11 protein-coding genes and 2 pseudogenes are annotated in these 12,972 nt (G+C 59.0%); 6 read left to right on the forward strand and 7 right to left on the reverse strand.

What is annotated here, in order from left to right:
- Positions 1–66 precede the first annotated feature (66 nt).
- Together I6F35_RS00100 and I6F35_RS00105 are read left to right on the forward strand one after the other, a co-directional pair.
- On the forward strand, positions 67–381 hold the full coding sequence (locus I6F35_RS00100; RefSeq protein ID WP_225115608.1) for an antibiotic biosynthesis monooxygenase: 315 nt from the start codon (positions 67–69) through the stop codon (positions 379–381).
- A gap of 414 nt (positions 382–795) precedes the next feature.
- Positions 796–2,136: a winged helix-turn-helix domain-containing protein gene (locus I6F35_RS00105; protein ID WP_225115609.1), complete on the forward strand. Its 1,341-nt coding sequence runs from the start codon at positions 796–798 to the stop codon at positions 2,134–2,136.
- Positions 2,137–2,260: 124 nt separating this feature from the next.
- On the opposite strand, the gene I6F35_RS00110 is transcribed toward I6F35_RS00105, so the two are convergent.
- The gene (locus tag I6F35_RS00110) at positions 2,261–5,062 is read right to left on the reverse strand and encodes a winged helix-turn-helix domain-containing protein (protein ID WP_225115610.1); all 2,802 of its coding nucleotides are present in this window, start codon (positions 5,060–5,062) and stop codon (positions 2,261–2,263) included.
- Positions 5,063–5,308: 246 nt separating this feature from the next.
- Here I6F35_RS00110 and I6F35_RS00115 point away from each other — a divergent pair.
- Positions 5,309–5,533, forward strand: a pseudogene (locus I6F35_RS00115) (DNA helicase); the annotation flags it as partial.
- A gap of 274 nt (positions 5,534–5,807) precedes the next feature.
- Here I6F35_RS00115 and I6F35_RS00120 read toward each other — a convergent pair.
- The 3 genes and pseudogenes from I6F35_RS00120 to I6F35_RS00130 form a co-directional block, all read right to left on the reverse strand.
- Positions 5,808–6,029 carry a hypothetical protein gene (locus tag I6F35_RS00120; RefSeq protein WP_225116012.1) on the reverse strand — a complete coding sequence of 74 codons (222 nt, stop codon included), beginning with the start codon at positions 6,027–6,029 and terminating at the stop codon, positions 5,808–5,810.
- A gap of 66 nt (positions 6,030–6,095) precedes the next feature.
- Entirely contained in the window at positions 6,096–6,341 is a 246-nt protein-coding gene (locus I6F35_RS00125; RefSeq protein WP_225116028.1) for a hypothetical protein, read from the reverse strand.
- Between the two features lie 62 nt (positions 6,342–6,403).
- A pseudogene (locus tag I6F35_RS00130) lies at positions 6,404–6,619 on the reverse strand (aminoglycoside phosphotransferase family protein); the annotation flags it as partial.
- 685 nt (positions 6,620–7,304) lie between these two features.
- Here I6F35_RS00130 and I6F35_RS00135 point away from each other — a divergent pair.
- Complete coding sequence (locus I6F35_RS00135) at positions 7,305–7,595, forward strand: hypothetical protein (protein ID WP_225115611.1); 291 nt, start codon at positions 7,305–7,307, stop codon at positions 7,593–7,595.
- A 58-nt stretch (positions 7,596–7,653) separates the two neighbouring features.
- Here the strand turns inward: I6F35_RS00135 and I6F35_RS00140 are convergent, their stop codons facing one another.
- Entirely contained in the window at positions 7,654–8,613 is a 960-nt protein-coding gene (locus tag I6F35_RS00140; protein ID WP_225115612.1) for a LysR family transcriptional regulator, read from the reverse strand.
- Positions 8,614–8,630: 17 nt separating this feature from the next.
- Positions 8,631–9,107: a MarR family transcriptional regulator gene (locus I6F35_RS00145; protein ID WP_225115613.1), complete on the reverse strand. Its 477-nt coding sequence runs from the start codon at positions 9,105–9,107 to the stop codon at positions 8,631–8,633.
- Positions 9,108–9,383: 276 nt separating this feature from the next.
- Between I6F35_RS00145 and I6F35_RS00150 the strand changes: the two genes are divergently transcribed.
- Both I6F35_RS00150 and I6F35_RS00155 read left to right on the forward strand, forming a co-directional pair.
- Positions 9,384–10,967, forward strand: a complete 1,584-nt coding sequence (locus I6F35_RS00150; RefSeq protein ID WP_225115614.1) for a porin — start codon at positions 9,384–9,386, stop codon at positions 10,965–10,967.
- A 334-nt stretch (positions 10,968–11,301) separates the two neighbouring features.
- Positions 11,302–11,805, forward strand: coding sequence for a MarR family transcriptional regulator (locus I6F35_RS00155; RefSeq protein WP_225115615.1), 504 nt, complete (start codon positions 11,302–11,304; stop codon positions 11,803–11,805).
- Between the two features lie 52 nt (positions 11,806–11,857).
- Here the strand turns inward: I6F35_RS00155 and I6F35_RS00160 are convergent, their stop codons facing one another.
- Entirely contained in the window at positions 11,858–12,949 is a 1,092-nt protein-coding gene (locus I6F35_RS00160) for an amidohydrolase family protein (protein ID WP_225115616.1), read from the reverse strand.
- Between the last annotated feature and the right edge of the window lie 23 nt (positions 12,950–12,972).

Consider the following 12,972-nt stretch of genomic DNA (forward strand, 5'->3'; position numbering starts at 1 on the left):
GCCGCCGGAGCTCTGCCAGTCGCCTGCTCGCCGATGTTGGCGACAAAAATGTGAGGGACACCTATCATGCAAAGTCTTGGCCGTTATTCGCTTGCCGCGATGCTGTTCGTCATGCCGCCCTTCCTGACGGCGCCGGCGGTGCTGGCTCAGGAAGCGCAACACGTGCGCTACCAGGACATCCCAGAAGGCGCCTATTTTCTCCAGGAGGACCGGGCCAAGCCCGGCCATTTCATCTTTTACGAGATTTTTGCCAGTCAAGCCGACTTCGACGCACATAACGCCATGCCCTATGTGCAGGAATGGTTTGCCAAGCTTCCCGAGCTTGCCGAGGGCGGCGTCGAGGTGATGCGCATGGCGATCCTCAGTATGCCCAAAAAGTAACCAGAATGGCCGAGAACCAATCCGCGGCTTGCAGATAACCAACCGCCGTTCTGCTCTGACAGATTTCACCGGCCCGAGTCCTGTGCTGCGGCGAAATGTCCGCTGCAGCCGGGTTCCCATGCGCCTTAGCCCGTCTGCGTGTAGGCTTCTGGTCAAGAGTTTGTCCGAATAGCTCTAACCAATTTGCCCCCGGATTGGTCAAACTATGGGATTTGATCATTCAGAGGCCTTGGCCGATAAAGCGAATTTACTGACCATACTCCCTGGCGGTTCGCCCCTGATGGGGACCGGGTTATCCCAGTGAAGATGGCGTCTCGATCAATCGTTCCAACGAGGTGGAGCGGTAGCCCTCCTGCGCCTAAGCCGGGCGCAGAGATTTTCTTCGGGCCATATCGGTTCGATCGCGATCGGCGAATGTTGTGGAAGGGCGAGATCTTGCTGCAAGTTGGGGCTCGGGCGCTGGCAATTCTGAGCGCGCTCACCGAGACCCCCGGGCGTCTGGTTGGGAAACGCGAACTACTGGAGCGGGTATGGCCTGATGGCCGTGTAGACGACGCAAATCTTAAAGTACAAATTTCCACTTTGCGAAAAGCACTGCGCGGCTGCGAGGGATTGATCAGGTCCGAATCTTCCTTGGGCTATCGCTTTCTCGGAGAAACGGTGTCGAGCGATCCGTATCTCGACACCCAGCGACGGTGCTTCTTGGCGCCACGGCTTCTCACCGAGCCGATTGGTCGTGACGATGTGATTGCAGATATAGCCAGCCTTCTCAAAGAAAGTCGTCTGGTGACGGTCCTCGGTCCAGGCGGTATCGGGAAGACAACGGTCGCGCTCGCGATTGTACATCGACTGGCCGATACATTTGCGGATGAAACCTGCTTCGTCGATCTTGGCAGGATTGCGCGCGACGATCAGGTGTGTGAAGCACTGGCGTGCGCGCTCGACTTGCCGGTCGGGGAGGCGCCTGCCCTTGAGCAGATACAGTTCGCGCTGCAAGGAAGACGCCTGCTACTGGTGCTTGACTCCTGCGAACACGTTATCGATGCGGTGGCGCTGCTTGTCGAGCAGGTTCTGACCTTCTCCAATGAGGTCATGATACTGGTAACGTCCCGAGAGTCTTTGAGGGTTGGAGCTGAATTCGTCTGGCATCTCGAGCCGCTCGAAGTGCCGCCACCCGGTCTGGTTGATCCCGCGGCGAGTGCTGCACGATACCCTGCAGTTCAGCTTTTCATGAGGACTGCGGCCGACGTGTCGGACGACTTTGCGTTCGACGACGATATCGCGCCGGCCATCGTCGAGGTCTGCCGGCGCCTGGACGGAATTCCGCGGGCCATAGAAATGACGGCTTCCATGGTCGGCACCCTCGATATTGGCGAGATTCGCCGCAGTCTGGATCAACGCTTGTCTTTATTGGAATCCGATCGCCCAGTCGGGAACCTTCTGCGCCACTCTCTTCTATCGACCCTTCACTGGCGCTGCGATCTTCTTCCGTTCAACGAGCGAACGGTGCTGCGCCGTTTGGCGCTCCTCACTGGTGCTTTCACCCTCGATGCAGCAGTTGCGGTCGCCGCTGATGACGTTACGGATGCATCTGTCGTTCGTGAGGCGGTTGTAGCGCTCGCCAACAAATCCTTCCTGATCGTCAATCATCAGATCAGTCCTCCAGAATACCGCCTTTTCGAGACGGTGCGAGCGTACGCGGCGAGTCCCAGGGAGGAAGAAGAAAATGCCGCAGAGCGGCGCGACCGGTGTTGACGCTGTTCGAAGGCAAGGCATGGATATGAGCTCTCGATCAGGGGACTACGGCAGCCTGATCGATGAAGAGCAATCTCAACACTCTTGAGAACCTGATTTCCCGATTGCTCCAGGTCCATGGGCTTCAGGGTGCGTCGATCCCGGCGAGGATGGTTTGAGCGCGGACGAGAAACGGTACACGAGATCTGTCCTGCAAATTGGATAGAAGATCGATCAATGCATTGCGAGCTGCCCACGGTCGTCCCACTTCAAGCTCAAACTCGGCGAGACCGACAGCAGCTTCGCACTCATAGAGATAGAAATCGTGCTGCTTGCTCAGCTCGATCGCCTGGCTGAATAGCTCGCGTGCCGTATCAACGTCCCCAGGTCGATTGCGAGCAATGAGTACCTTGGCGAGGATCGGGTGGTGCTTGCCGATGAGACGAACGTCGGACGGCCCCAGGCACTGGTTCATCGCCGTCATGAGTGCAGATTCTGCACCGTCCAGGTCGCCAACAATTCGGCGCGCGTCTGCGAGTTCGACCCACAGAATCGGATGAAGAGAGCCGGTTTTGACTATGAACTCGTCTGCCAGGCAGGACGTCAGGATGCGTTCGGCGGATCGCGCGTCTCCATCCGCATATCTGAGAAGAAGCGCTCGAAATGCTTCGGCAACGGCATGCCAGGGCCTGTAGTGTCGCGACACGTCCTCCAGTTTTTGCAGGCAGCTGCGTGCACGCTGAAATTCCCCCGACGATATGTTCACCCATGTCGCACCTTGGGCCAGAACAAAATAGGTGGTTGTCAGATGTCCTTTCGCCTCGGCCTCGTCCACCGCTGTGTTGGAAAGCGATAATGCCTGTTCGCAATATCCCATGTAGTGTTTGGCAAGCGCCAACCCGATCTTGCAAGAGATGAACGAGTCGATTCCTCCGAAATACAAGTAAGCGCTTCTGGAAATCGATGGGCAGTCCTGCAGGAACGCCTCAAACCTCCGATGCGCGGACCGTATGGCGGAGTTTTCAAAATCGTTGAATGCGGTTATACGTTGCAGAAGATAGTGCACATCAGGTGCGTTGGATCGCTGTGCGGCCCTGGCAAACGCGTCGAGATAGGGCGTTGCCTGTCGGCGGGTTAGAAGCGTACTTTGAATAATACCGTAGAGGGCTCGTAGCTCCAGGAAATCATCTTCCGCAGCTTGTGCTGCGTGCCAGGCGCGCTCATACAAGCTCGCTCCCTCGAACCCCGGAAGGTATACCTGCGCGGATGCGAGTGATACCAGCAAGCGAGGCCGCACCGCGGCATCGAATGCTGAACTATTATCGACGAGCTGAAATGCCCTGGTTAGATAGGGGACTCCTTGAACCAATGAGGTGACCGCAAGCCAAAGCCGTTCTGCGGCGATTACAAGTCTTACGCCGAGTTGAGGATCTGAGGAAAACGCCCAGTCAAGAGCCACCCGAACCTCGTCCAGATACCCCCGCATTTTGGTGTTCTCGGACGTCTCGTCATAAAGGTCCCAATCGATGCCGTCGAGCAGCCGGAGGAAGTACTCCGCGTGACGTCTCCGCGCTTCGTCGCCAACAGAAGCGTCCAATTGAGCTATATATGCCCTTGTCGTATCCAGCAGGCGATACTCCGCATGCGTCGATTCCGGGTCGGAGGAGAGAAGCGATCGGCGGGACAGTCCAATTATCGCGTCGCGCGCAGCGGAAGCGTTGAGTGGATCGCCACTTGCCACGGCGATGCCGGCGTCAAGCGAGAAGGGCCCGGCAAAGCAAGCGATCTGTCGAAGAACGGATTGCTCCGCGTTGGATAGCAAATTATAGCTCCAGTCTATCGTCGAGAACAGCGAACGTTGCCGGGGTACGGCGCTTCTTCGATCGATATTGATCACTGACGATTTTTCGTTCAGGCTGCGTAGCGCTTCCTCGAAGCCGAGCACCGCGGCAATCGAAGCGGCAATTTCAATCGCCAGCGGGATACCATCAAGCCGCCGGCAAATCTCTGCGACGGCAGCAGCTTTGCGATTATCGAAATGCAGTTTCGGCGCCCGCTGATGGAGGCACTTCAGGAATAGCTGGACTGACGAATAGGTCTTGATGTCCTCCGCATTCGCTTCCGCCGTCTTTGGGGGAACTGTAAGCGGAGCAAGTCGCCAGACAGCCTCGTTGTCAAGCTGCAGCGGCTCACGCGTCGTAACGAGAACATCTACGGACGCCGTGTTGACAAGCAAGCTGTCAACGAGTCTCGCCACCGGGCCAAGCACATGCTCGCAACAGTCCAGGATCAGAAGCATCCGCCTGTCGCGGAGGACCGACACGATGTGCTGGATATCTGGCCAGTCCGTTACTCTTAACCCGATTGTATTGGTCAATGCGGTGTAGACGAGGTCAATCGAGGATATTCTACCGAGATCGACAAAGCAGGCGCCATCGGCGTAGTTGGCGGCTCGTTCGTTTGCGACCTGCAATGCAATCGTTGTTTTCCCGATGCCGCCCGCCCCAAGAATGGTCACAAGTCGTCGACGATTAAGAAGGTCATGAATCCCATCAGCTGCCGCCTCGCGGCCGATCGGCTTTACAACGATTTTAGGGATGCCGAACCGAGGGTGGTTTTCGGAGCGACTGGCCGGCTCTTTCACAATCACATCGACGTCGAAACGGTAGCCCTGAGATGGATCAGCTTGAATTGCACCGCCGTAATCACGCAAAGCCTTTCTCAGACCTGAGATTTGGACCCGCAAATTGCTTTGGTCGACGTGCAAGCCCGGCCATGCGCTTTTGATCAGGGTGCTCCGACTGACGGTTGCGCCAGGCGCTTCAAGGAGGACTTGCAGGATCGCTAAAGCGCGAGCGCCAAGCCGAACGGGGATGCTTCCGTCCCATAGTGTACGGGTAGCTGCGTCAAAGCGGAACGGGCCGAAGAATATCTCTCGGTTCACCATCGCACCTGTTTGGCACCCATATCTCGCGGCGCACTGTAAAGTATTGGCTGCTTGCTTACCAAATTATCCGGGATGTCCGCTGATGGGGACCCTCAGCAGACCTGGGCGTGACTACTCAGATGTCTGCTCTCAAGTGATGGTACCGTTGTCGATGACGGTCCATTAAACGGGACAGGCTTTTGTCGAGGACGGTGGGTTTTGGTCCAGGACCGTCGAAAATACTCGATCTTTCAATGGGGGTTGACTGAAAACCCCGAATTGGCAGAGCAGGTTCGCGTGCTGAAGTCGTTTGCGTGGGACCGGGGCCTGATCATCGTCTTCATCTCCCAGATTGACCGATCATACGATCCGGCGAAGAAGACGTGTCCTGACATTCGAGATGGTCGGCTGCCTAATCCTCTGGACTTGCGGATGTTCAACAAGGCCTGCTTCTTGAATAAGGGTCAAGTTCAGTTCGAGGCCGTGAGCTAGCGCGTCAGTCAGTCCGGCCTTGCTTCTGTGATGCATTTGGCGGCTGTTCGCGCCTTCGCCACGCTCGAGCGAAACCAATCATTAGGACTCTGTCAGGGCCGCTGTTGGCGACTACGATTCGTTCTTTGAGAACGAAATGAAGTCAGATGCAGAACAGTCGAAGGCAAAGTGCATTGCTCGCAGGACGTCGACGCTCTGCGCATGGATCTGGGAGGAGTCGATCAATGGAGCGCTTTCGAGCGAAGTGGACACCGGTTTGCGTCAAGAAAACGCGTCAGGCCGTTGTTGAAGCCAAAGGAATCTGGAAAAGCTCGGTGTCCTCTTCATTTCTCACGGAGATGAAGTTTCCTTCGCGCACCATCTCGGGCTTTTCCGTCCCGATCCTGTGGGCGATGAAGCTCCCGTGGTCCCTGGCCTCATCGTCGTTCGCGCACGCATGGCCGGACAGGTCATGAGCTTCGACTTGGCCAGTCAGATGGAAGAAATACCTGGGCATGTCGGCCAACTGTAAGCCGGCTTGCTTGTTCCTAAACCAAAACAGGTTGCCTGGCCCATTGGCGTATCAGTCGCCTTTCTTGTCGCCGCTCGGGCCAGGCTTGGGTGGTGGCGGGCTGCCCACGCTACCGGGTGTACCACCGGTCCGGGCCCCAGGTTTGAGCGGCGGGGCGCTCCCGCCCACCGCACCTGTCGCAGCGGCCGGATCGCCGGGCTTGGGCGGCGGTGGACTGCCGACGCCTTGCGCAAGAAGCTGAATCGGCGCGAGCGCGAGCGCCATTGCGATCGGCACGGAGAGCCTGGTTTTTGACATTTGTTTTCTCCCACTGGTGTCCTACGACAACCTTCGGGCCGGGCGCGAAGTTCCTCATCGCGCGCCAGCACGCGGGCTGCGCCGTCGCCATCCCACCATTCCATGACGGCGCCGCCGAGACGTTCGTCCGTCTCGAACGACAGCTTGAGCATGGCAGGTTCGCCGTGCCGCAGCACCGGCAGCAACCGGGCGGCACGGGTCACAATGGGTTCGCCGTCAGAGTCGAGGTGCCATTTTGAAAGGTAGGAATCGAACATCCGACCAGCGTATAGCGGCATTCCGCCGGGTTGTTCAGGGGATATGGCTCGTTTCGCTCGGTCCGGCCGATGTTTAATGATGGCGGCAACGATCCGGTAACAGCCGGAAGGTACAGCTTGCGGGATCAATGTGGATGACAAGTCCAATGTGGACGAAGCTGTTCTTCGATCGCTCGAAACGCGATCCTGCGAAACTCCACGCCCTTGTCGCCGAGTACGCGAGCTGGCCGCTTTGGAAGAAATGCGCCGCGCTAGCCGGGGTCGCTGTTGCGGCAGTATCTTTTCTTCTTCACCCTTATCTTGTCGGCCACCTGACGTTGGGTTCGGAGCATCTTCAGTCGAACGATCATTCCCTCGGAGGAGCCGGTCCTCTTCGTCATTGTCGTGACAATCCTCGAAGCCGTCTTCGCGTTCATGTTCTACGCGCTGGTGAAGGCCTTCTTCTTTCCTGATCGGTTTGGACGCGATCAATAGTCGCCATCACGCGCATATCAGCAATGCGATTCGATTTCTCCGATTTGCGCACAAGTCTTTCAAGCGCCGTGCGCTTTTTCCGAATCGGCTTTCCGCGATAGCTCTGCGGTCAGATCAGTTGCAGCCGTTGCGAGTCCACAAGGCATGTCTCCCAGGCGATTGACAGAACCACGCTGTTGCGTGGGCGATGTTGCTGCCGTGATCCTCATCAAGGCATTTTCGGAGAAACAAGATGACCAGCCTCAAGCTATTCGTCGCGTCGGCCATTCTGCTTTCGGCGTTGGCGGCGCCGCCGGTGTTCGCGCAGGCCGCAATTCAGGAGCCCGGCCTCCAGGCGTTCTATCACCCCAACTCGGACGTGCTGAATTCGGGTGCGCGCGGAAACAACCTTGTGAATGACGCTGGCGCCTACGCAGCAATGGAGGGCGGCCGTGCTTCCTCCTGCGCACAGCGCGTTCGGCCGCACAATTCCGGATCCCGCACCGCTGCTGCAGTGGACAATCGGCAGCTTCGCTGCGACTGACGCATCGTCTATCCTGAACCTCGAACGACGGCGCGGGTTTGCTTCGGCGACCCGCGCTTTACACGCTGAGAACGCGAGCGCTTCGGTCGCTTTTTCGATCCCGAACCTCACCCGGGTCCGCGGAAAGCAAAGCGCGAATTTCTCGCAGCTCCTCCAGGATGAAATTCAGGACCACGCGCGTGCGTGGCGCAAGATGTCGGCGTGAGGGGTAGACCAGGCTGAGCGGAATGTTCGGAGACGGGAAGTTGTTCAGGACCCGGACGAGCTGGCCGCTGCGCAGATCGTCGAACACATCGACCAGCGAGAGATAGGCAATTCCGTATCCGCTTCGTGCGGCCAGATGCACAGCGCTGGTGTCATTGGCGAGAAATCCGCCCGACACGCGAAATTGCTGGGCGGCTTCATTGGTCACGAATGTCCACATGTCCGAATTTTGGCGAGTGGCGTGGACAATACAGGTGTGCTGTGCAAGTTCGGCGGGCAGGGAAGGTTCGCCGTGCTTTTCGATATAGCTGGGCGCGGCCACGGCGACGCGTGACATCGTGCCGGCATGACGAACGACCAGCGATGCATCTGATATCTCGCCGGCGCGCATCGCAAGGTCGAGACGATCTTCGATCATGTCGCCAATTCGATCGCTCACCACCAACTCGACCTTCAGCCCCGGGTGATTCGCCAGCAACTCGGGCAAACGTCGCGCGAGGAAGCGACCTGCGGTACCCGTCAGACCGACCCGGACCAATCCGATGGGAGAGGCGCTCTGTCGTCCCACAGCCGTCAGCATGTCCTCCACGCCAGTCAATATCGGTCGGGCCAGGACGACAAGCATCTGCCCGTCATCGGTGAGGCTGATCTTTCGCGTGGTGCGATGGAATAAGCGAACGCCGAAGTGCTCCTCGAGCTGCGAAATCTGGCGGGCGACCGCAGCCTGGCTCACGTCGCGCTCGCGTGCGACGGCCGAAAACGACAGAACTTCCGCGACGCGTACGAGAATGCCAAGGCTGCCGAGAAGGTCCATTGCCGGTATGCCTATCCTTAAGGCCCCGCCACCTTCAGTCGTGCTTTCTCCAGCCTTTCCTTTAGGGAGAATAATTTTCCACTGAGCTCATCGAGCTCGTCGGGCGCGAACTCCGCGAAGATGAATTCGTTCAATGAAGCTCTTCGCGGCGCCAATCCTTCCAGATGCGCCAACGCCCGATGCGTCAGGGACATGTTGACGATTCGTCCGTCTCGTCGCGATGTCCTTCTGTGAATCAGGCCGTGTCTCTCAAGGATTTTTGACTGTGTTGTGACAAACGATGCTTCGACGTTCAAAATCTTCGAGACGTTGCCGACCGACAACTCGTTGTCTTCACCGGCATCGGCCAGCACCAACATGATCTTCCATTGCGGGCCGGTGATTCCGAGCGTTTTCGCCCAGGAATGATAGAGTTCATCAAGCGATGCGTGGAGCGACGCTATTTGACTACCCAACTGTCGAATAGAGTCTCGCTTCGTCATCTGCGAATACATCTGCTCCGCTCTTTGACTGTCTTTGACTGTTGCGTGACCGAGTGTATCTCGGCTGCAACAAGGACGATTTTGTTGCCGTTTGATAAGGGTGTTATCTAGATCAGGACAGATAAGTTCGTTACTTGTATCCGGGCAAGGGGCTGGTCAGCTCGGCGCGATAAATTTTCCGTCAGCTTGGGACACTTGTAATTGGGCAATACGCGAGAGCGATCGGTCTTTGGCCACTCGCTCCGCTTCGACTGACACCAGCCCGTCAGATCAGGAGGTTGCAATAAAATGACTGTCGTTAGGACATTCGTACTTGGTGGGGCGGCGAGCCTCATCACTCTGACGGGCGCGCAAGCGGCAGATCTTCCGGTGAAGGCGAAAGCCGTCGAATACGTGAAGGTCTGCTCGCTGTACGGCGCCGGCTTCTGGTACATCCCGGGCACCGACACCTGCATGAAGATCGGTGGCTATCTGCGTGTGGACGCGACCTTCAATGGCGGCATCCATGGTACGCCCGCCTGGAACGGCGATATCGGTCAGGGGAATCGTTATCGCGACTATTTCGCCGCCCGCTCCCGTATGGCGCTGACGGTCGATACGCGCACCGCTACCGAATATGGCGTGGTCCGCACCTTCGCGCAGGCCGACTTCCAGTTCTCCACGCTGGGCGGCAGCACCTACAGCCCGAACTCGATCAACGGCTCGCTGCCGGTGGCCGGCTCGCAGCTGCTCGACACGCCCGGCGGTGGCTATGTCGCTGTCGAATACGTCTTCATTCAGTTTGCCGGTTTCACGTTTGGTAAGTCTGCCTCCGCTTATGCCACGCCTTGGCAGGGCTTCCCGGGCAACATCAACTCCAACCTGCTCGGCGGCCAGAACACCGACACCGGCGTGAACAACATCCAGTACACCGCGCAGTTCGGCAACGGCGTGTCGGCCAGCATCGGCCTGGACGATCCGACGGTGTGGGACCGTACCGCGGTCTACAACCTGTCGCTGCCGCTGAACGCGACGTTCAACACCGGCAACGCCTATGCGGGCGTTCACGCGCCTGACGTGGTCGGCAACATCCGCGTCGACCAGGCCTGGGGTCTGTTCCAGATTTCGGCCGCGGCCCATGAGGTCAGCGGCTCCTACAACACGCTGAACGCGCTCGGCGCGCCGGCCGGCGCCGTCGGCCTGCCCGGTGCGGCACCGACCGCGGCGTCCGAACTGTCCGGACACCCCGACACCAAGTGGGGTGGTGCGGCGATGATCGGCGTGAACATCAAGAACATCCCGACTGGCCCCGGCGACGACATCAAGTTCGATGCGAGCTATGCCAAGGGTGCGACGAAGTACGTGATCTCCACCTCGTCGGCCTCGCCGAGCTTCGCGATGTTCGGCAGCAGCGGCGCGTTCGGCGCCTATCAGAGCATCGGCTTCGGTGCCACCACCGACGGCGTCTACCTGCCGGTCGCGGCTGGCGGCGATGGATCGCTGCATCTGACCGAAGCCTTCGGCATCCGCGGCGCCTTCAACCACAACTGGGATCCCTACTGGTCGACCAGCTTCTTCGGCAGCTATTCGGCAGTCCGGTATGATGGTGCGGCGAAGGCGTTCATGTGCCTCAACTACACCACGCCGGCCAAGGCGGTCAGCGCGGACTTCGTCTGCAACCCGAACTTCAACGTGTCGCAGCTCGGTGCGGTCACCCGCTGGACCCCGGTCAAGAACCTGACCTTCTCGGCCGAATTCCAGTGGTTCCACCTTGACCAGAGCTTCCAGGGTACCGCTGTCCTGGGCCCGTCGGCGCCCAAGCCGGCCGCCCGTTACGAGTTCAAGGATCAGGATACCTTCCTGCTCCAGCTCCGCGCGCAGCGTAACTTCTGAGGACAAGGAGCCGCGGCATTTCGCGGCTCTACCAACGTCAACAGAGACCTGCCGCAAACAGATCTTCATGTTGACCTCCAGGGACCTCCGGCGATGCCCCGCCGGAGGTCTTTCCATTTCACATGACATATTGTTCACGTGACATGGTGTCCGCGCGACATATTGTTCTTGCGCGCGGTTCCGCATTTGCTCATATTTTATGCAGAACCAGCCGGTGAATTTCGATTTTCGCTCTGGCGTTTCCTAGGGCCGCCGATGCAGCATCCTTCGCCCCTGTCGGTGCTCCGGGCCGCCTCCGCAAGAGCAGTCGGGAATATCGTCGGTCATGCCCATTATGTCCCGCGAGCATATTGAACCAGCAGAAATGTCCTATCTTGACGGTTCCCTTGGCTATGCCCTCCATCGGGCTCAACTGGCGGTGTTTGAGGGAATTCTTCAGTGTTTCGCTGAGTCCGAGGTGACGGCTGCCGAATTCCTGGTGCTGGTGGTGGTGGCCGAGAATCCCGGTATCAACCAGGCCGATCTCGCCAAGAGCCTCGAGGTGGAGCGGCCGAGGATCGTTCCGACTCTCAACAGCCTGGAAAAGCGCGGGCTGGCCAAGCGGACCCAGGTCGCGGAAGACGCGCGCGTCAGGCAGATCCACCTTACCAAGAGCGGCAATCAGCTCGTGAAGGTCCTGCAACGGCGCGCCCGCGACCATCAGAAAAGAATCATGGCGCGGCTCGACGAGACCGAGGCAAGGGTGATCCTCTCCTGCCTCTGGAAACTTGCCGGGCGGGAGGAGTGTCCGGCCGACGAACGCGTCCGTCGCAACGGGGCTCACCTGCGCGGCGTCTGAGCCTTCGCCGCGAACGTCCTATGAGCCGACGCTCCCACTGCTTGGTTGATGATCACACCTGGACGTTGATCAGCTTCGCCGCCGTGAGGCCGAGGATGCCGGCCTTCTCCTCATCGCTCAGCGACGTGCATGCGAAGATGTGGTCGACCGGCTGCAACTGCCACGGATAGGGATAGTCGCTGCCAAGCACGAGCTGGGATGCGCCGACCTGCGCGACCAGGTGCCTGATGGCTTCCGGCGTGAACACCAGCGAATCGAAATAGATCTGTTTGAGATATTCGGTCGGCCGCTTCTTCAGCTTGATGTCGGGATTGCAATTGGCCGGGCTGACCAGGCAGGCATGATCCGCGCGATCGGCGTAAGACGGCAGATAGCCGCCACCATGTGCGGCGATGATCTTGAGGCCGGGGAAGCGGTCGAACGTGCCTTCAAAGATCAGGTGCGCCAGCGCAATGCTGGTCTCGGTCGGAAAGGCCACGAGATTGGAGAGCCAGCCGTTGCCGGCAAGAAGCTTGTTCAATTCCGCTATTCCCTGCGGATGGATGAACAGCGGCACGCCAAGCTCTTCGGCCTTGGCCCAGACCGGGTGAAACTTGGGATCGGAAAACGGCATGCCCTCGACCATGCCGCCGATCGCCGCGCCCTTCAGTCCCTGCTTCTTGACGGCCGTCTCCAATTCCTTCACGGCGAGATCGGGCGCCTGCAGCGTCAGCGAGGCGAAGGCCGCAAAGCGATCTGGCTTGGACGCACAAAGCTCGGCGAGCTTTTCATTCTGGATCTGCACGATCGAACGTGCGAGCTCACGATCCCGGCCATACCAGAACGGATTGATCGATAGCACCTCCATGTCGACGGCTTGCGCGTCCATCGCCGCCAGCCGCCGATCGAGATTGATGAAAGCTTCTTCGGCACCGCGCACAGGAGGGACCTGCGTCTTGCCGGCATCGTTGCCCAGCAGCGCGCCGGCTTCCCGGATCTGACAATGCGCATGAATGTCGATGGTCTTCACGCGCTTGCCGTTGACACTGACCGGCAGTGTTTGCCGCGTCGGTTGCTGAGCGTGCGCACTCCGCAACAGGCCGCAACTGCAGAACATGACGCTGACGGCAGCGCCGCCCTTCAAGAAGTTCCGACGGTTGGTCACGAGGTTCCTCCCAGTTTTATTTT

The organism is Bradyrhizobium sp. BRP22 (assembly GCF_020194175.1).
In the GTDB taxonomy this organism is placed as follows: Bacteria; Pseudomonadota; Alphaproteobacteria; order Rhizobiales; family Xanthobacteraceae; genus Bradyrhizobium.